The following is an 18835-nucleotide window of genomic DNA, read 5'->3' on the forward strand; positions in this document are numbered from 1 at the left end:
ATTATCGCATTGTTACCCTGATATGTCAATGCTTTTTCGGGTGAAAAGATTCAGTTTCCCGATCCGTTCCGCAGCTTCTTTAAGTCTTTCTTCACTTGTCAGAAGACCGACTCTTATATAGCCTTCCCCCCATTTTCCGAACCCGTTTCCGGCAGCGACCGCGACATCCGCTTTCTCGAGCAGCAAGTCTGAAAACGACTGTGACGTATAACCGTCAGGCACAGGGAGCCATGCAAAAAAGGAGCCCGCCGGAGCCGTCACATCCCAGCCGATATCGCGGCAGGCTTCAATCCATGCATTGCGTCTCGATTCATATCTGTCATTTTGCGCTGCGACGCATGCCTGATCCGCTAAAAGAGCGGCTGCCGCCGCCTGCTGCGCCGCGGGAAACAAACTGACAAACATATGATCCTGATAAAGGTTGATCGCTTCGATGACAGAAGCGTTTCCGACGGCAAATCCGACCCGCCAGCCCGCCATATTATAGGTTTTAGACAAGGTGTAGATTTCGATTCCCGTCTCTTTTGCGCCTTCGGTCTGCAAAAAGCTCAGCGGTTTATGCCCGTCAAAACCGACGGCTCCGTACGCGAAATCATGAACGACACAAATGCCGTTTTGTTCCGCAAAACCGACCGTCTCCTCGAAAAACGCCTCTGTCGCCACAGCGCCGGTCGGATTATTCGGATAATTGAGATACAGCAGCTTCGCCTCGCTCCGCACCTTTTCAGGAATTACGCTGTAATCAGGGAGAAACCCTCTTTCCTCCGTCAGCGGCATCATTTCCATTTTCGCTTTCGCAAGGGCGACGCCTGACCAGTAATCAGGATATCCGGGATCAGGCACCAGAATGGTATCTCCAGGGTTTAAAAGACATTGCGGAAGCTCAACAAGTCCCGCCTTGCCTCCGAACAGCACGGCGACTTCCGTTTCCGGATCAAGCGTGACCCCGTACTCCCTTTCATAAAATGCAGCGGCTGCTTTTTTGAAGCTGTAAGCGCCCCGGAATGATGAGTATTTATGATTTTCCGGCCTTTCGACGGCGCGCTTCATTTCTTCAACGATATGCTGAGGCGTCGGCTGATCAGGGTTTCCCTGCCCTAAATTGATGACGTCTCTGCCTTCTTTCAGCTTTTGATTCACTTTTTGCACCAATGATGCGAAAAATTGTTCCGGCAGCTGTTTGAGTACATCTGAGATTTCAAAGTTCATATTTTTCACCTTCTAAAAATGTCTTGAAATGATAGTCCATCATCATATATGGTTAAATAAAAAAAGTAAAGAGAAACTTGAGGTGTTAAAAAATGAAATGGACCGTTTCCTGTTTGCAATTTGATATTTCATACGGAAATCCTTCAGAAAACTTTAAAAAAGCAGAATCTTTGATTGAGCAAGAAAGCCGCCATGCGGATGTAATCGTGCTTCCTGAGTTGTGGACGACCGGCTATGATCTCACACGGCTAGATCAGCTTGCGGATGAAAACGGCAAAGTTTCGGAACAATGGCTTAAAGAAACGGCAAAAACATACAACGTACACCTCGTTGCCGGATCTTTTGCGGTCAAAGAAGGCGAAAATGTCTATAACACCATGTACATCGCCGATAACAGTGGACAGATCGTGAAGCGGTATCAGAAAGCACATCTGTTTCAGCTGATGGATGAACACCTTTACTTGTCAGCAGGAAACAGTGACGGTTCCTTTGAGCTTGACGGTGTCAAGTGCGCCGGGCTGATCTGCTATGATATCCGTTTCCCCGAATGGATCAGAAAGCATACGTCCCAGGGCGCGAATGTCCTGTTTATCTCTGCTGAATGGCCTCTGCCCCGCCTTGATCATTGGCGAAGCCTGCTTATCGCCAGAGCAATTGAAAACCAATGTTTTGTCGCAGCCTCTAACTGCACGGGGTCCAATCCCGATAATGAATTTGCCGGCCACAGCCTGATTATTGACCCGTGGGGCCGGATTTTAGCCGAAGGAGACCGGACGGAAGGCGCAGTCCGGGCGGAAATCGATGTGTCAGAAAGCGCGGCCGTTCGCGGAACCATTCCGGTTTTCCAAGACTTGCGGCGTGATTTATATTAATTTTCAAAAAAACGTTGACAAGAATATCCGGCACCTGCTAATATTTTCATCAACTGATTAATCCGAATTGTGATACAAATCAATATATTTTTCTCTTATCGAGAGTTGGGCGAGGGATTGGCCTTTTGACCCCAACAGCAACCGACCGTAATTCCATTGTGAAATGGGGCGCGTACATTTTGCGCCGAGACGATTGTCTCATAAGGCACGGTGCTAATTCCATCAGATGTTATCTGAGAGATAAGAGGCGGACTGCACTGTTTCAGCCTCCTTCTCTTTCAGAGAAGGAGGTTTTTTTTCGGGCGTATTCTCCGTCACGATCTCTTACTGCCACTACATAATTGGAGGGTAAATCCATGTCAGCAACTAAAACAAGTCTTTATGAACAATTAACAGAAAGCTCCGCCGCCGCGTTAGCCGTCAAGCTCGGCTTATTCCAAAGCAAAAGCACTCTGACATGCCGTGAAATCGGCGACGGCAATTTAAATTACGTCTTTCATGTTTACGATAAAGAAAACAAAAAAGGACTGATTATTAAACAGGCAATCCCTTACGCGAAAGTCGTCGGTGAAAGCTGGCCGCTTACCATTGACCGGGCGAGAATCGAAAGCAGCGCCCTCATCCGCCAGGGCGAACACGTGCCGCACCTCGTTCCGGCCGTTTACTATTCCGATACTGAAATGGCCGTCACGGTAATGGAAGACCTCTCCCATTTGCGGATTTCAAGAAAAGGGCTGCTGGAAGGGCAGCATTATCCGAACTTATCGGTTCATATCGGTGAATTTTTAGGGAAAACGCTTTTTTACTCATCCGATTATGCGCTTGATGCGAAAGTAAAGCAGCAGCTCGCAAAGCAGTTTACAAATCCTGAGCTTTGCAATATTACAGAAAGGCTTGTGTTTACAGAACCGTTTCTCGACCATGAGACAAACGATTTTGAAGAGGAGCTGCGCCCATACGCAGAAAAAGTTTGGAACAATTCCCGGCTGAAAGAAGGCGCTGACGAATTGAAAGCCATCTTTCTGAATTCCGCGGAAACATTGGTTCACGGCGATCTGCACACGGGAAGCATCTTCGCCGATGAACATGAAACAAAGGTGATTGATCCCGAGTTTGCTTTCTTCGGACCGATCGGGTTTGACATCGGCCAATTTATCGCCAATCTGCTGTTAAACGCCCTCAGCCGCGACGGTGACGACAGACAGCCGTTATATGACCACACCGCTGCCGTATGGGATACATTTGTGAAAACATTCAGTGAAGCATGGGAGAAAGACTGCTTGCCTTCCCGCAGACACCTGCTGGAAGACACACTGAAAAACGCGTTTGAGGAAGCGGTCGGTTTTGCGGGATGCGAATTGATCCGGCGCACGATCGGACTCGCCCATGTGGCTGACTTAGATGAAATCACTCCGTTTGACAAACGAATCGAACGGAAGAAGCTGGCGCTTGACATCGGCGCCTATTATATCGAAAACAGAAAAAAACTGAAGCATATCACCGAGGTTCTGGACCAATTTAAGCTCCGTGTAAAGGAATGATGCAGCATGACCAATGAATTTGCCATCCCCCGTTCTGTAGAATGGAAAGAAACCTACATCCGCATTTTAAATCAGCAAAAGCTTCCCGACGTCACTGAATATGTGGAACTTGAAACAAAGGAAGATGTATTCGACGCGATTGTCACGCTGAAAGTAAGGGGCGCCCCGGCCATCGGTATAACCGCGGCGTTCGGACTCGCGCTCTCCGCCAAGTCATTTGAAGCCCGCGACCTTTCAGATTTCCGACGTCAATTCGCGGATGTCAAAGCGTATTTAAACAGTTCGAGGCCCACTGCCGTCAACCTTGCGTGGGCGCTTGACAGACTTACGGATTCGATCAGGGATGCGATCTCAATCAATGAAGCGAAGACAACGCTCGTTCATGAAGCCATTCAAATTCAGATTGAGGATGAAGAAACATGCCGAATGATCGGCCAAAATGCTCTGCACCTTTTTAATAAAGGCGATCAGATCATGACCATCTGCAATGCGGGCTCGATTGCCACAAGCCGGTACGGTACGGCGCTTGCTCCCTTTTACTTAGCGAAACAAAAAGACCTCGGCCTTCATATCTACGCATGTGAAACAAGACCCGTTCTTCAAGGATCACGGCTGACGGCGTGGGAGCTGATGCAGGGCGGAATTGATGTCACGCTCATTACGGACAGCATGGCCGCCCATACAATGAAGGAAAAACATATTTCTGCGGTCATTGTCGGCGCTGACAGAATTGCAAAAAACGGTGATACGGCCAACAAAATCGGAACGTACGGCCTCGCTATTTTGGCAAACGCCTTTCAAATTCCGTTTTTTGTGGCCGCACCGCTTTCGACATTTGACTTGCAGATTGAAAACGGCGATCAGATTCCGATTGAAGAAAGAGATCCGGATGAAGTCAGACAGATCTCCGGCATACGCACCGCTCCCGAGGATGTTCCGGTCTTCAATCCGGCCTTTGACATCACACCGGGCAGCCTGATTTCCGGCATAATAACCGAGAAAGGAATTGTGACCGGTTCTTACACGGAAGAAATTGAACAATTATTCGCTGACTGCCAGCTGAGCTGAAAAACCGCTGATGATATTGCCTCAGGCAATGTCAGCGGTTTTTTTGTCTGCACAACGTAATCACTTCATCTTTTTGGGCGGCTGTAATGAGATGCATTTTAAAAAACAGCTCTGCATAACCGGCTATCTTTTGCGGACGGCTCACTTTCATCAGGCTTCGTCCTCCTTTTTCATCAGGGCAACTTTTTTCACTTAATAAAATGATATGTCGGACGCAAAAAAACGGAACGTGCCATACGCTTTATTTTTCTTTATAGGATATTTGTTCGATGTTCAGCAGCACCGCTTTTACATCCGTCTTCGTGCCCGCGTATCCCGTTAAGGCGCTGTTTTTGCCGATTACCCGATGGCACGGGATCAAAATCGGCAGCCGGTTTCGTTTATTGGCTTGTCCGATGGCGCGCACCGCTTTCGGTTTTCCGATCGCTTCAGCCATATCGCCGTAGCTTCGGGATTCCCCGTAAGGAATCATCGTCAGCGCGTTCCACACCCTTTCCTGAAAGGGTGTGCCTTTTTGTCTCAGAGGCAGAGAGAATTGCTTTCTTTCTCCTGAAAAATATGATGCCAGCTGCTGTTTCGCCTCCGACAGCAAAGCGGTTTCGCACGGCTTTACGCTGGGCGCGTCTTTCCGCCATTCCTCAAAATCTTCCCCGGTGAGAAACAGGCCGGTAATAAAGCTCTCTTCCTCTGTTACGATGACGGTTCCAAACGGCGCTCTTACACTTGTAAAACAGATCATTCCCCGCTCCTTCTTTCTTCCGTATTCTGCCGGATCGGAAGCGTCAAATGAAAAACGGTGCCCTTCCCTTCTTCACTTTCCACATGAATGCGGCCCTGATGCTCTTCGATGATTTTATAGCTGACCATGAGGCCGAGGCCCGTTCCCCTGTCTTTTGTCGTGTAAAATGGTTCACCCAGACGTTTTAATTTGTCTTCGGAAATGCCTGTTCCTTCATCTTGAATAGAAATCAAAATGTGGTCTTGATCAGAAGACTGAATGGTCACGTAGATATTGCCGCCGCCCGGCATGACTTCAATGGCGTTTTTTAAAATATTGATAAACACCTGTTTTAATTGATTCGGTTCACAGTAAATCGGCGGGATGTTTCCGGTCAGGTTCAGATGGATCTGCACATTGACAAGATTGGCCTGGGCATTCAAAAGATCAGCCGTGTCTTTCATAATCTGCGTCACGTCTTTTTCTTCATATAGTATCGCTTGGGGTTTCGCTAAAATTAAAAATTCAGTGATGATAGACTCGATGCGTTTTAATTCTGAGGTAATGACGTTAAAGTACAGAGAATATTCGCCTTCAATGCTTCCTTGAAGAAGCTGAATGAACCCTTTCAGCGCTGTCATCGGGTTTCTGATTTCGTGGGCGATGCCCGCCGCCAGCTCCCCTACAACATGAAGAGTATCGGATTTCCGCAGCCTCTCTTCAAGCTCTTTGGCCTCTGTGACATCTTTAAAGATGGCCAGATTCATATTTTGAATGATATTTCTTTTGAAGGAGAATTCCAGTTTGCGGCTGTCGCTGCTGCTTAACAGGAAGGGGATTTCATTATCCATTCCTTCTAAATCAATCTTTCTGGCGGGAACACCCGCGTTTTCAATATCAAATAAAGAAAGAATATCCGGAACGGTGTACGCTCTCAGCTCCTCATCCGGCATACCAAGTATACGGCTTGCGAGAGGATTCGCGTCAATAATGCGGAATTGGTTGTCAAATAAGACCTTGCCGTCCATTGAGCCGTTGAATACTTTTCTGAATTTCAGCTCGCTTTCCCGCAATTCTTTTTCCATCCGCTTACGATCGCTGACATTTCTTAAAATGGTTAAATGCTGACCTTCAAGTATGGTTCGTTTTGATGTGAATTCCAGCTCTTTAAATTGGCCGTTTGCCATCTGAAACAGCATTTCTTCACGGATTTCCCCGTATTTTTCATATTTCTTCTTAATCTGCTTGTATTTTTTCTGCGGATCAACGATAAACGTACATAAATTCGTCTCCACCAGCTTATCCATCGGCAGTTCGAAAATGCGGCACGCCGATTCGTTTGCTTTGGCAATCTTTCCGTCATCAGACCAAATGACAATCGCGTCCATGGCGTTTTCAAAAATTTCGCGGAATCGCTCTTCGCTTTTAAAGAGTTTCAATTCCATCAGCCGTTTCTCTGTTATGTCTCTCATAATGGACATGTAGAACCCGCTGATTAAGTTGGACGTAATCGTAAATTCAAACAGCTTCTCTTCGCCGGACCGAAGCTTGACGGGCAGTTCTCCTTTGGCGTTTCCTTTTCTGCGGAGGGTTTCCCAGATTTCTTTCAGATGCTTTTTGTTTTCTCCGTCGGTAAAATGGCGGAGCGACAGATGGGACAATTCATTCTGGCCGATCTCAAAGCTTTTGCAAAAAGAGAGGTTCGCATCAATAAACCCGCCGTCCTTATCAAACAGCACGATGCCGTCGACAGCCCTGTCAAACAAATCTTTAAACAGCTGCTCGTTCATGGAGAATTCGCGCTCTAATATTTTTTTAGAGGAGATATCCCTCATCACCACAAAAAAATAATCCTCCCCAATTCCGTCTCTGGCGAGGAATTCAATGTATTTCGTCGCGCCGCTGTCAAGCTTAATCGGCACCTCTTTCCACAGATGGCCTTTTTTTAAAAACTTTTTCACGGCCTTATTCAGTTCTTCCTGAGGCACGGAATATAAAAAATCCAGGACGGAGCGGTTAATGAGGTTCTCTGCCTCAATCTGCATCATCCGGGCCGCAGCCTCGTTCGCCTGGACGATTTTCATTTCCTTACGGCATATAAAAATGGCATCAAGCGTGTTATTCATAATCACGTGATACCGGTTCAAATCACTCTTCAGGCGGTCATTTTCCTCTTTCATCCGCTTCAGCTGCTCTTTCAGCGACTCGTTTGTTTGCAAATCCAGAGTTTCAGCCATTCAGTACACTCCTTCTTCAAAAACCTATCCTTCAATATTTCTACAAAATACCTCATCTTCCTTCATTCGCCCTATACATTTCAGAAAATTTCAATGATATGACAAGTTAAAGTCTTTTTCTACGATCCTTACCTCCCCGTTACATCATCCTAACAATCCCTTTTGTCCTCCTTCAATTTTTTGTTTTTTATTTTAAAATGAACACCAACAGGAAATAATCATGCAGTGGATGATTTTTGAAGAGAAGGTGATGCTATGACAAAATCGCGAGACAGTTACTTTGACAACGCCAAGTTTATCTTGATTTTTCTGGTGGTGTTCGGCCATATCCTCCGGTCATTTATTAACGGAAATGAGTTTATGCTCCATCTCTACAAATTCATTTATACTTTTCATATGCCGGCCTTTATCCTGGTTTCCGGCTATTTCGCAAAAAACTTTAAGCGGACAGGTTATGTGAAGAAGCTGGCTGTGAAGCTGATTATTCCGTACCTGATTTTTCAGGGCATTTACTCAGTTTTTTACTATTTGATTCAGGATGAAAGCATGGCAAGCGTCAATCCGATTGATCCGCAGTGGTCTCTCTGGTTTTTAGTCAGCTTATTCTTTTGGAATCTGCTGCTTTATCCCTTTACGAAGCTGCCGAAAATGTGGGCGCTTGGGGCGAGCTGCGGGCTTGCCGTCATGATCGGGTATCTTGATTTTATCAGCAGCACGCTGAGTCTTTCACGGACGTTTGTTTTTCTTCCGATGTTTCTCGTCGGGTTTTATTTAAAGAAACAGCACTTTGATTTGCTTCGGGCTAAAAGAGGCAGGCAGATTGCCGCGGGCGTGCTGGGGATTGTTTTCCTGTTATGCTGGTGCATTGACTTTGATTACTCGTGGCTGTTCGGATCGGAGCCTTATTCCACATTCGGCACAGTGTCGCTGTTGAGCGGTCTGTCGCGCATCGGCTGGTATGTTTTGGCCTTTGCCGCCACTTTCAGCTTTTTGGCGCTCGTTCCGCAAAAGCGTTATTTCTTTACGAAATGGGGGACGAGAACGTTTTACGTATATCTGCTGCATGGATTCATTATAAAAACGCTGCGGCAGATCGGGCTTGAAGATCACTTGTCTGATTATCAGAATTTAGTCATACTCTTAATGTTAACGGCCGCTCTTACGTCCATTCTCTCCAGCAATGCGGTGAAAACGGCCGCACAGCCGTTTATTGAGCTGCGGATAACCGGCTTGCTTGAAGCGGTGAAAGGAACAAGAAACGGTGCTTATTCGAAATAATGCAAAATACCTCTTAAGCGTTGCCGCCTAAGAGGTATTTTTTATTTTTTGCCGTCTTCTTTTTTCTTTGGCTTCGTCTGTTCAAGCGTTTCAATCCATTTTCCGGCGTTATAATCACCGAGCTCGCTTGCAAACTCTTCTTCAAGCAATTTAGGGTCCATCGGCTTTTTATGGTTTTGCATGTCTTTGCTGTGGCGGTTTTTTTTCGTCATGTTACTCGCCTCCTTGTTTGCCGTGTTTTGATTTGCGGTTTGCGCCTCTCAGTCCGGGATCACCGTCATATTGTGTTTTGTATGCATCTTTGTCCATGCTCTCAGTCGGTGTGTTGTTATTGGTTAAAGCTTCATTCTTTGCTGCTTTGCGTTTCATTTGATTTCCTCCTTCTGTCAGCAAATCTGTTTTGAATTCATCAAGCATTTTTTTCAAGTCGCGCACTGTCACGTTTTTGGCCTCATCAATGAGTTCATAGCCGATCTGTCCGTTCGGCTCAAGCAGCACATATTTAAAATCTTGAATGTCTCCGAGGCCTTCCTGTCTGATCCTCATTGACAGCTGATCTTCGGTAAAACGCATTTTTATTAAGTTTTCCGGGATGATTTTTCCGTTTCTGACAACGGCGACGGTTTTTCCTGAAAATAAAAACTCAAAAAAGCTTGATTTGATTTCTAAATATTCCATCAGGATTAACACCGCAATAAAAATCGCCGCCGCGAAAATGGTTTCCCATAAATTATGTTCAATAAACGGCTGAATAATAATCGAGCCGATCGAAATCATGATGACTGTCTGGGTCACCGACAGCTGGCTGATTGATTTCCGTCCGGCAATCCGCAATAAAAAGGTACCGACCGCTATCATAACTACCGACTTCCAAAATACGGCAAACAATGACGTCACCTCTTTACAAGTAGAATCTCCAAAGAAACTGTTTCCACTCATCCATTTTACGGCAATAAAAAACACCGCTTTCTGAAAAGCGGTGTCAGCCGATAATCATTCTTTCCTTCGGATAGTGATAATTTGCTTCGATTTCTTTTCGGCCGATCAAATAAAGGAATGTCAAAATGCCGATCCGGCCGATAAACATGACAATCATGATCACGCATTTTCCGATATCGCTTAAATGCGGAGTAATCCCGAGCGACAGGCCGGTCGTTCCGAAAGCGGAACACACTTCAAAAAGCAGTCCGAGCAGCGTCTGATTTTTCTCCGTCACGGCCAGAATCAGCGTCGATCCGAACACGAGCAGAATCGCCATCATCGTAACGACCAGCGACTTCATGACATCAGCCTGGTGAAGCTCGCGTTTAAAGACCTTGACCGCTTTATTCCCCCGGGCAAAATGAAACAGAGCAAGAAGGTTAAGCGCAAACGTCGTCGTACGGATTCCGCCGCCGACCGAGCTCGGTGATGCGCCGATAAACATGAGGGCACAGATGAAAAATAATGTCGGCGCCGACAGCTGGCTGATATCAATTGTCGCAAGCCCGCCGCTTCGCGTAGCGGTTGATTGAAAGAGACATAAAAATAAAACATCATGCCAGCTTTTCCCCTTCATGACATGGCTTGCTTCAAGTGCGTAAATGCCCACGGCTCCGAACAAAACGAGCATTCCGAACGTAACGGTCGTAATTTTCGTAAACAGCGTGAATGAGTATCTGCGCTGTTTTGAAAACAAAAAGTCCTTTACTTCAACGAGCACCGGAAAACCGATCGCACCGAAAATAATCAGAAGCATCGTAATAAACTGCACGAAATAGTCATGTCTGAACGGGACGAGTGAATTTCCCGTAATATCAAAACCGCCGTTTGTCGTGGCGCTGACGCTCGCAAAGAATCCGTGCAAGTACGCCTGTTCAAACGAATCATAATACGTTAAAAAATATGTTCCTAAGATGATGCCGCCTAAAAACTCGATTAATAAAATCAAAAACAGCACTTGCTTCATCAGGTTGACGATACCGGAAAACTGCGATTGATTCTGATCCACCATGATGAGCTTCCGTTCCCGCAGACCGATCCGTTTGCCCATAATGAGCCAGACGAATGTTCCGAGCGTCATGATGCCGATTCCGCCGAATTGAAGCACGAAAGCCAAAATGACAATCCCGGCCGTGCTGAATGTATCAGCCGTGTTGACGACCGTTAAACCGGTGACACTGACTGAGCTGACAGCCGTAAACAGCGCGTCTATAAACGACCAGCTGGCCCCTTGTTTGTGGGCGGCCGGCAGACTTAGCAAAATAAATGCCACCGTCACAGCAAGAAAATAATATAATGCAATCAGCTGTGCTGGCGACAAGATCTGTATGAATTTCTTCAGTTTTAATTTCATAAGATAGTTCCTTCTGCCTCTCAAATGTAGTACGTAATTATTCTAATGATATTGGGAGAATTTTTAAAGGTCTTTTTAGAAAGATTTTTCATTACCTTATGTAATTTGCCGATCTTTAAACAAAAAACCTCTGAAACGATTGTCAGAGGTTTTGTTGATTATTTTGCTTCCAGCCTGCGAATGCGCTCATCGAGATCAGGGTGTGTGGAGAACAATGACGAATGCTTTTTGCCGTTAATTTTTAACGTCTGCACTGCCGTCTGGTCTTCTTCATTCACATGTCCTGTATAAGACTTCAGCGTACGCAGGGCGTGAATCATTTTATCCTTGCCGGCAAGGTCTGCACCGCCGCGGTCAGCGTGAAACTCTCTGTGGCGCGAGTAGGCGAAGACGACAAGACTGCCGAGAATGGAAAAGATAATCTGAAACACGATCATCGCGATAAAATGCACGACCGGTGCGAGGTCTTCTTTGACAAAGCGGCTTGCAACCCATGCCGCGATTCGGGAAAGGAATACGACGAACGTATTGACGATTCCCTGCAGCAGCGTCATCGTGACCATATCACCGTTTGTGATGTGTGCGACTTCATGGGCAAGAACCCCTTCCACCGCAGCATCATCCATCTGCTGCAATAAACCTGAAGAAACCGCGACAAGCGAACGGCGCTTAGAAGGCCCGGTCGCAAAAGCATTGACCTCCGGGGAATGATAAATGCCGACTTCAGGCATTTTCGTCATCCCTGCGGCACGGGACAATCTGTGCACACGGTCAACCAATTGCTGTTCTTCATAGCTGAGCGACTGTTTCTTCGGATTTAACACCCGGACGCCCATCATCGTTTTGGCCATCCATCTGGACATTCCGAGAGAAATAAAAGAACCGACAAAACCGACGACAAGACTGAACACGAGCAATGCCATCAGATCAATGCGGCCATTTTGTATATACGAGCCGACACCGGTAACGCTTGTAATAATCGTAAGCACAATTCCGATTGTCGTAATGACCAAAAGGTTCGTTAAAATAAACAGAAATATTCTTTTCGCCATAATTACCTCCGTCTTTTTTAAGATCAAAAGAACTTATTTACTTAAATTATAAATGATCTGTTTGAAAATGCAACAATTTCGACGTATGATGTTAATGTAATTCTCAGTGATATTAAAAAGTGAACACGTAATCAATCAGAGGTGAACCATGAACACGTTTAAACTGACCCGAACTGATATGGTCCGGCTTCTTTACGCGTTAAAAGGCCAAGGAGACGCAACTCCTCTCCAAATCTTATTGCACTCAGCGGATATGACCTTGGATGAAGCGGAAAGCCGTCTGCATATCCCTGAATTTCTGACGAGATTCGAACGAAAAAAAGAGAAAAAGGAATACGGGCTTTCAACTAACGAGATTGTCGAGCTGGGAAATCTGTGCGAGCTGACGTCTTTAAAATCAACCGCCGTCCAAAACTGGGTGAAGCGCGATATTAAAGATTTAATCGGCCACCCCTTACTCGGCAAAAAATATACAATTGAACAAGCTGTCATCCTTCTCATTGTACGTGATTTAAAATCAATTTATGACTTCGAACATATACGCGGCATATTAAAAATCGCTTTTAACACGATCACAGACAGATCAGACGACGTCATCAGCCCGATCAGCTACTATGAAAGCTGCGCCCAAGTGATTGATTATCTTCATCATAAGGCAAACCCGCCGATGAAGGAAACGAGCCTGCAGGAGCTCGTCGAAGAGCAGACGGACAAGCTCAAAGGCTGCTTTAAAGAACTCGGAAGCGGACAATGGAACAATATCAGATCCATAATCGCCGTCACGGTGCTCTCCGTTTTGACTTTCCATATTCAAGCCTCGGCCTACAAAATGATCAGCCATTTATTATAATTCATAACGCTTCTTCGCCCCGGTGTCTGCGCCGGGGTTTTTTTGCTGTACAACAATTGCCAGCATAATCAATACCGTTCCGTTTGAAACTAAAATGCGAAAACACATCTTGCCAGAGAAAAGGAGATGAAAAAGATGGCGAGCAGAAATAAACTCTTAGTTCCAGGGGCTGAGCAGGCACTTGACCAATTTAAATACGAAGTGGCTCAAGAATTCGGCGTGAACCTTAGCTCTGATACAGCAGCACGCGCAAACGGCTCTGTAGGCGGGGAAATGACAAAACGTCTTGTACAGCAGGCTCAATCACAATTAAACGGGAAAAATCAATAATGCAGCTTATTCGCCGGGACTTCTCGGCGAATTTTGATATTTATCGGCATTCTCCTTTCCGTGTCGGTAGCCGTTCGGATTCCTTCGGTCTGACGAATCTTCATGATGCCGATAGGATTCCCAATGTTCATTGCGATCATGATTCCAGTAATGATTGTAATACTTTTGCTTAGGCTCTTTGTCATTTCCGTTTTCCTGAGGATTTTGTGTTGGGGGCTGCTCTGTTTCCCCATCTTGTTCCTTCTGTGTGTTTTCCTCTGATCCGGAAGCTGCATTTTTTTCGGTTTGCTGATTGCCGTCCTGACTGTCCGGCTTCGCTTCTTCCGTACCGGGCGTTGTTTCATTGTTTCCCGGCTTCTCTGCTGCCTTTTCTTCATCAGGAGCTGTCTTTTCATCAGCCGCCGGCTTGTCTGTGTCCGGCTGCTCGCTTTGATCAGCGTCTGTTTCGGTATCTTTTTGATCTGTTTCATTGCCGTCGGTTTGCTTTTCAGGCTGTTTTTCTTCTGTTTTCTTTTCGTTTCTTCTTATGTAGCTGCCTGTTGACATCCCTTCCTGTTTTGCTTTTTCTCTTGTTTCCATATCAGATTCAAGCGATTGGACCTGGTAGGTGCCCTTATATTTTTCAGTCATGTCGGCCAGCTGTTTTTTAACGCCTTTTTTATATGTATTGTCATCTGTATTTTCATAAACCGTGGAAATTAAAATCTCTTTTGATTCCTTTACATATCCATGCTTGCTGCAATCGGTAATAATATTACTGATGACTTCCTTAAAATCGCTGCTTTTCCAATCTCCGATGTCACTGATGACCTGTTTGGCGTCATGGTTCAGCGGTGTCAGTTCAATGACTTCATATTTGCTGTTTAAAGCCATTTCAATACTGGGATTAATGTCAAGCGTCATATACGCGTAAGCTTTGTTATCCGAAAAAACCGGGAGCAAAATTAAAATAAACAAAATAATAGCAGTCATCGTAAACACTCCCAATTTAAAAGGGCGCAGTTTCAGAAAATCAAAAAAGCTGGCCCTTCTTCCCATACGCGTTTCGCCTTCGAACGTAATTTCCTCTCCGATTTCACAAGTGCGGTGATCATTTTTTGTTTTTAAAAATTGTCCGTCAGGGGTTAGCAACGTGACGAATTTTTTATTTTTCTCTACTATGATCCCTCTTCTCATGAGTGCAACACCCCTTTAAGATAATCTTTTAAATAAATATAATCACCGGTAATAATAATACTCATGGCGATGATATATTTTCGGTTCCGTTCGATCGTTTTTCTGCTGACCGACACGAGCTGCTCCAGCTGTTTGACAGGAAGCTGTTTTTTCTGGTGCAAAATGGACGCCAGCTCTTCATTTTCAACAAGCGTGTAGGCTACCTTAATCGCATTCTGCCTCGCATCTGTATGCTTCGGCGATTGTTCCAGCAGCTCTTTAAAAGACAGCCCGTATTCTTTGAGCTGCTTCTGAAAAAAAAGAATTTCTTCCCGGCGCTGTTCCTGTTCTATTTGTTTGCGGTATTCATCAATGGAAAGCTTCGCTTCGATAAGGCTCTGCGAAGATTCCTGGTCGTCGCCTTCCTGCACATCCATATTGATATGCTGAGCGGTTCTTGCTTCTTTTCTGATATAGTCTATCACTTTTCTTTTTATAATCAGCTCTGCAAATGCAAGCAGCGAATTACCTTTTTCAGCCGAATACTTTTCAATGGCTTCGTTAAACGCGATCAGCCCGATGCTGAATTCGTCGTCTTTTTCATCTATATATCGTTTACAAACGGATGAAACCGTCTTCGCGATAAAAGGCTTATATTGCTGTATTAAATCGTTCTGCAGATCTTTGTCGCCTTTTTGTATTTTTTCAACAGATGTTTCAAGCGTTTGCTTCTTTTTTCCCAATTTAAACAAAAGGCTAAGCACTGGTTTCACCTCAGTTCCTCCCTATAACTACTCATAATCATAGCTAATTTAGTAGGGATTCGCAAAGGAAGAAAAAGAGAAATCGATTTCATTTGTCTCAATTATGACAAGCCAATAAGACGTACTATACATGATTTCGTGCCCCCATGCAGAATTAAGGGGGTTTTCTCTGTGTTTTTTGTAACAATGCTGTTATAAAATTGTTATCATATGTCTTAAATGTAAGCGTTTCAAACAAAAAAAGGGAACCTGCTTTTTAAAAAGCCAGACTCCCTTTTTGATCATTTTACGCGTGTTCCCTTTTTTCCGATTCCGCGCCAGACTCTATTTGTTTTGCTCCTGACATAAACCATCCGCAAACCGCGATGGCAGCCAGAACCGCCCAGAAAATGATTTTCCAGGCCGCCGAATGGATGACATCTGCCGGAATTATACCGAGTTCCTCATGGGCCAATGTATAAAGAGCGAGCTTTACGCCTACCCATCCGACAATCACAAATGCCGCCGTTTCAAGGCCCGGCCTGGTTTTCAGTAAGGATACGAACATTGATGCCGCAAAACGCATAATGATTAAACCGATTACGCCGCCGGCTAAAATAACGAGAAACTGACCGCCGTCCAAGCCGCCGATGGCAGGAAGCTGAGTTCCCGGGAGCGTTACGGCAAGCGCGACCGCCGCTAAAATGGAGTCAACGGCAAAAGCGATGTCCGCGAGCTCCACTTTCAAGACAGTCTGCCAAAACCCGCTTTCTTTCTGCGTTTTCTGACCGGCGTTATCTTTAAATACATACCGCTTCAGCAAATGGCTGACCGCAATGTAAAACAGATATAAAGCGCCGACGGCCTGGACCTGCCAAACATTCACCAGAAAAGAAATGGCGAACAGCGACCCGAAACGCAAAATAAATGCACCCGCCAATCCGTAAAATAAAGCCTTCTTCCTTTGTTTTTCAGGAAGATGCTTCACCATCACAGCCATCACCAGCGCGTTATCCGCCGCCAAAATCCCTTCCAGCCCGATTAAAACGAGAAGAACCCATCCATACTCCAATAATAATGCAAAGTCCAATCCATTCCCTCCGTTTCTTTTTTCTATCATCCGAGCTTATACCGGCGGTTTTTTACGCAAAAAAGACCTTTGCCGATATAAGGCAAAGGTCTTGCTAGACATGAATGATTGGCATGCCAACAAAGCCGATGGATATGATCCATGAATTGACGACTTTGTTTCCGGAATATCCGGACGCTACTCCCCTTTGGGATTTCAAGAAATATTTGTTTATACGCTCATGATAAAGCCTGTTTCATCATTTGTCAACGCTTAACTTTTTTAACAAATTGAGAAATTTTTTCTGTTTTGGCCCGCTGTTTTCTTCTCTTTAAAAACATCCAAAGAATGAGAAGCAACACAATGAATATACCGAGCGGCAGCATATATTGATCGAGAATGGAACCGACGCTTTTCCAATTTTCCCCGAGTTTCATTCCGAGGTATACGTAAGCAAATGTAATCGGCAGCATCGCCGCATATGTATATAGAGAGAACACCCAGACATTCATCTTCGCAATGCCGCACGGCAAAGAAATCAGCGTCCTGACCCCCGGTATAAAACGGCCGCTGAACGCGACCAAACCTCCGTGCTTCTGAAAGAAATCATCTGATTTCTGCAGGGATTCGGGTTTTATCCATATATACTTTCCATATTTCAGCAAAAACGGCCGACCGCCCAGCCTGCCGATTCCATATAAGACAAGCGGACCTGAAACACCGCCGAGCGAACCGGCAAACACGGTCCCGGCAAGCGTCATATCCCCTTTTGAGACCCAATAGCCCGCAAGCGGAAGAACAATTTCCGCCGGGATGAATTCTATACTGAGCGCCAAAAAAATCCCGGCGTAAGATAAGCTTTTAAACGCCTCTATTATTGATATGATGAAATCTTCGATGATCTATCACTCCCGGCTTACGTCTATATTCCGAAACTTAAGAATGATTTTAACACAAAACCTTGAGGCTGAAATATCTTTTAGACATGCCCCGTTATAAATGTGAGTCGTTTCAGATCGGTATAGCGGGAGGGAATGACATGAGCAATACAACGTCCCGCCTGTCTCCTGATTGCTTGTCTGGCGGCGTTTACATCACTGAAGATCTCCGGAAAAGTTACCCTTCGCGGGAAGCGGCGGCTGACCGCGGATTCAGCATATGGGCATTGCGTTTTGCCGGGATCTTTTCCATCACCGGATCTGTTTTTATGGGAGCGGGAAATTCTCTCAGGCATTACATGGGAATGCGTGGGCATTTCCCGGGGAATGATTTTGTATAATCTTTTTGATTACCACTGATGATTTTCAGGGACTTCAGCGCTTTAAAGAACTTACCGATTCACTGATTGTAAATAGAGAATTCATTTGCTTTTCAGCCGACCATTTCCGCCTGAGGAAATGGAACAGCCGCTCCATGAAGCGCCGCATCACCCATAAGTTGCTACACATGGAACGGACCCGTTTATCCACAATAAAACAAAAAGGAGTTTTTATTCATGCACACGATGTGGAAGGGTTCGATCAGTTTCGGTCTCGTCAATATCCCGGTCAAGCTCTTTGCGGCCACTGAAGATAAAGATATAAAATTCCGCAGTCTTCATAAAGAAGACCATGCGCCGATTAAATACGAAAAAATCTGCACCGGATGTGAAAAAAGTCTGGAACCTGATGAAATCGTGAAAGGCTATGAGTATGTAAAAGGGAAATACGTCATTATGACAGACGAAGACTTGAAAGACGTAAAACAGGAACATGAAGAAAAAGCGGTTGAGATTGTTGACTTTGTCCAGCTGCAGGAAATTGATCCGATTTATTTTAACCGGTCGTATTATGTCGGGCCGGGAGATAACGGCACAAAAGCCTATACACTTCTGCGGGAAGCGCTGAGAACGACGGGTAAAATCGGGATTGCCTCCATTACGATCCGCTCTAAACAGCAGCTTGCGATTCTTCGCGTGTATGACAACTGCATCGTGATGGAATCCATTCATTATCCGGATGAAGTCAGAAATGCCGGACATGTGCCGGGCGTTCCCGAGCAGACAGCCGTTAATGAAAAAGAGCTGCAGACGGCGATTACGTTAATTAATGAACTGACAACCGAGTTTGACCCGGAACAATACGAAGACACATACCGGAAAGCCCTTCTCGCTAAAATTAACGATAAGCTCGAACATGAAGAAGCGGGCGTGACACCGGTTGCTGCCGGCCCGCGCGAAGATGTCATTGATCTTGTCAGCGCGCTTCAGGCAAGCATTGACCGGACGAAGCGGCCGGATCGCGAACAGGCTGCACCGGCGCGGACAAAAGACGCCGCGTCAGCAGGCGGCGGAGGCAAAAAGCAAAAGACGACCAGACAAAAAGCCGGAACGTCTTAAT

The 18835-nt window shown here is 45.6% G+C and carries 19 protein-coding genes and 1 riboswitch; of the genes, 8 read left to right on the top strand and 11 right to left on the bottom strand.

Annotated elements, in window-relative coordinates:
• Positions 1-12 precede the first annotated feature (12 nt).
• Positions 13-1209, bottom strand: coding sequence for a pyridoxal phosphate-dependent aminotransferase (locus CXL14_RS16455; protein WP_014417575.1), 1197 nt, complete (start codon positions 1207-1209; stop codon positions 13-15).
• Positions 1210-1301: 92 nt separating this feature from the next.
• Between CXL14_RS16455 and CXL14_RS16460 the strand changes: the two genes are divergently transcribed.
• The 3 genes from CXL14_RS16460 to mtnA all read left to right on the top strand — a co-directional run bounded on the left by CXL14_RS16460 (position 1302) and on the right by mtnA (position 4690).
• A complete protein-coding gene (locus CXL14_RS16460; protein ID WP_003154702.1) occupies positions 1302-2081 on the top strand; it encodes a carbon-nitrogen family hydrolase in 780 nt (259 codons plus the stop codon).
• A gap of 92 nt (positions 2082-2173) precedes the next feature.
• Positions 2174-2328: riboswitch (SAM riboswitch) on the top strand.
• 109 nt (positions 2329-2437) lie between these two features.
• Positions 2438-3622, top strand: coding sequence for an S-methyl-5-thioribose kinase (mtnK, locus tag CXL14_RS16465; protein WP_014417574.1), 1185 nt, complete (start codon positions 2438-2440; stop codon positions 3620-3622).
• A 6-nt stretch (positions 3623-3628) separates the two neighbouring features.
• Positions 3629-4690: an S-methyl-5-thioribose-1-phosphate isomerase gene (mtnA, locus tag CXL14_RS16470; RefSeq protein WP_014417573.1), complete on the top strand. Its 1062-nt coding sequence runs from the start codon at positions 3629-3631 to the stop codon at positions 4688-4690.
• A 241-nt stretch (positions 4691-4931) separates the two neighbouring features.
• Here the strand turns inward: mtnA and CXL14_RS16475 are convergent, their stop codons facing one another.
• A complete protein-coding gene (locus CXL14_RS16475) occupies positions 4932-5429 on the bottom strand; it encodes a methylated-DNA--[protein]-cysteine S-methyltransferase (protein ID WP_014417572.1) in 498 nt (165 codons plus the stop codon).
• Positions 5426-7645, bottom strand: a complete 2220-nt coding sequence (locus CXL14_RS16480) for a PAS domain-containing sensor histidine kinase (RefSeq protein WP_014417571.1) — start codon at positions 7643-7645, stop codon at positions 5426-5428. Before CXL14_RS16480 ends, CXL14_RS16475 begins: the two co-directional genes overlap by 4 nt.
• 255 nt (positions 7646-7900) lie before the next feature.
• Here CXL14_RS16480 and CXL14_RS16485 point away from each other — a divergent pair, with 255 nt between their 5' ends.
• Entirely contained in the window at positions 7901-8923 is a 1023-nt protein-coding gene (locus CXL14_RS16485; protein ID WP_014417570.1) for an acyltransferase family protein, read from the top strand.
• Between the two features lie 41 nt (positions 8924-8964).
• Here CXL14_RS16485 and CXL14_RS16490 read toward each other — a convergent pair whose 3' ends face one another.
• The 4 genes from CXL14_RS16490 to htpX all read right to left on the bottom strand — a co-directional run bounded on the left by CXL14_RS16490 (position 8965) and on the right by htpX (position 12310).
• Complete coding sequence (locus tag CXL14_RS16490) at positions 8965-9135, bottom strand: hypothetical protein (RefSeq protein WP_014417569.1); 171 nt, start codon at positions 9133-9135, stop codon at positions 8965-8967.
• A gap of 1 nt (position 9136) precedes the next feature.
• On the bottom strand, positions 9137-9811 hold the full coding sequence (locus tag CXL14_RS16495; RefSeq protein ID WP_014417568.1) for a DUF421 domain-containing protein: 675 nt from the start codon (positions 9809-9811) through the stop codon (positions 9137-9139).
• Between the two features lie 94 nt (positions 9812-9905).
• Complete coding sequence (locus CXL14_RS16500) at positions 9906-11258, bottom strand: TrkH family potassium uptake protein (RefSeq protein WP_007408478.1); 1353 nt, start codon at positions 11256-11258, stop codon at positions 9906-9908.
• Positions 11259-11416: 158 nt separating this feature from the next.
• Positions 11417-12310, bottom strand: a complete 894-nt coding sequence (gene htpX, locus CXL14_RS16505) for a protease HtpX (RefSeq protein ID WP_007407207.1) — start codon at positions 12308-12310, stop codon at positions 11417-11419.
• A gap of 148 nt (positions 12311-12458) precedes the next feature.
• Between htpX and CXL14_RS16510 the strand changes: the two genes are divergently transcribed.
• Positions 12459-13160 (top strand): DUF1836 domain-containing protein, encoded by a 702-nt coding sequence (locus tag CXL14_RS16510; protein WP_014417567.1) that lies wholly within the window; start codon positions 12459-12461, stop codon positions 13158-13160.
• Positions 13161-13295: 135 nt separating this feature from the next.
• Entirely contained in the window at positions 13296-13490 is a 195-nt protein-coding gene (locus tag CXL14_RS16515; protein ID WP_003154717.1) for an alpha/beta-type small acid-soluble spore protein, read from the top strand.
• A 6-nt stretch (positions 13491-13496) separates the two neighbouring features.
• Here the strand turns inward: CXL14_RS16515 and CXL14_RS16520 are convergent, their stop codons facing one another.
• The 4 genes from CXL14_RS16520 to CXL14_RS16535 form a co-directional block, all read right to left on the bottom strand.
• Complete coding sequence (locus tag CXL14_RS16520) at positions 13497-14666, bottom strand: anti-sigma factor domain-containing protein (protein ID WP_014417566.1); 1170 nt, start codon at positions 14664-14666, stop codon at positions 13497-13499.
• On the bottom strand, positions 14663-15418 hold the full coding sequence (sigI, locus tag CXL14_RS16525) for an RNA polymerase sigma factor SigI (protein WP_089072427.1): 756 nt from the start codon (positions 15416-15418) through the stop codon (positions 14663-14665). Before sigI ends, CXL14_RS16520 begins: the two co-directional genes overlap by 4 nt.
• A gap of 277 nt (positions 15419-15695) precedes the next feature.
• Positions 15696-16478 carry a TerC family protein gene (locus tag CXL14_RS16530; protein ID WP_014417565.1) on the bottom strand — a complete coding sequence of 261 codons (783 nt, stop codon included), beginning with the start codon at positions 16476-16478 and terminating at the stop codon, positions 15696-15698.
• Positions 16479-16723: 245 nt separating this feature from the next.
• Complete coding sequence (locus CXL14_RS16535; protein ID WP_369878818.1) at positions 16724-17359, bottom strand: DedA family protein; 636 nt, start codon at positions 17357-17359, stop codon at positions 16724-16726.
• A gap of 137 nt (positions 17360-17496) precedes the next feature.
• Between CXL14_RS16535 and CXL14_RS16540 the strand changes: the two genes are divergently transcribed.
• Together CXL14_RS16540 and ku are read left to right on the top strand one after the other, a co-directional pair.
• A complete protein-coding gene (locus CXL14_RS16540; RefSeq protein ID WP_032863779.1) occupies positions 17497-17736 on the top strand; it encodes a hypothetical protein in 240 nt (79 codons plus the stop codon).
• 216 nt (positions 17737-17952) lie between these two features.
• Positions 17953-18834, top strand: a complete 882-nt coding sequence (ku, locus tag CXL14_RS16545) for a non-homologous end joining protein Ku (protein WP_014417564.1) — start codon at positions 17953-17955, stop codon at positions 18832-18834.
• Position 18835: the final 1 nt, after the last annotated feature.

The sequence above is a fragment of the Bacillus sp. SJ-10 genome (genome assembly GCF_002843505.1).
GTDB classification, from domain to species: domain Bacteria; phylum Bacillota; class Bacilli; order Bacillales; family Bacillaceae; genus Bacillus; species Bacillus velezensis.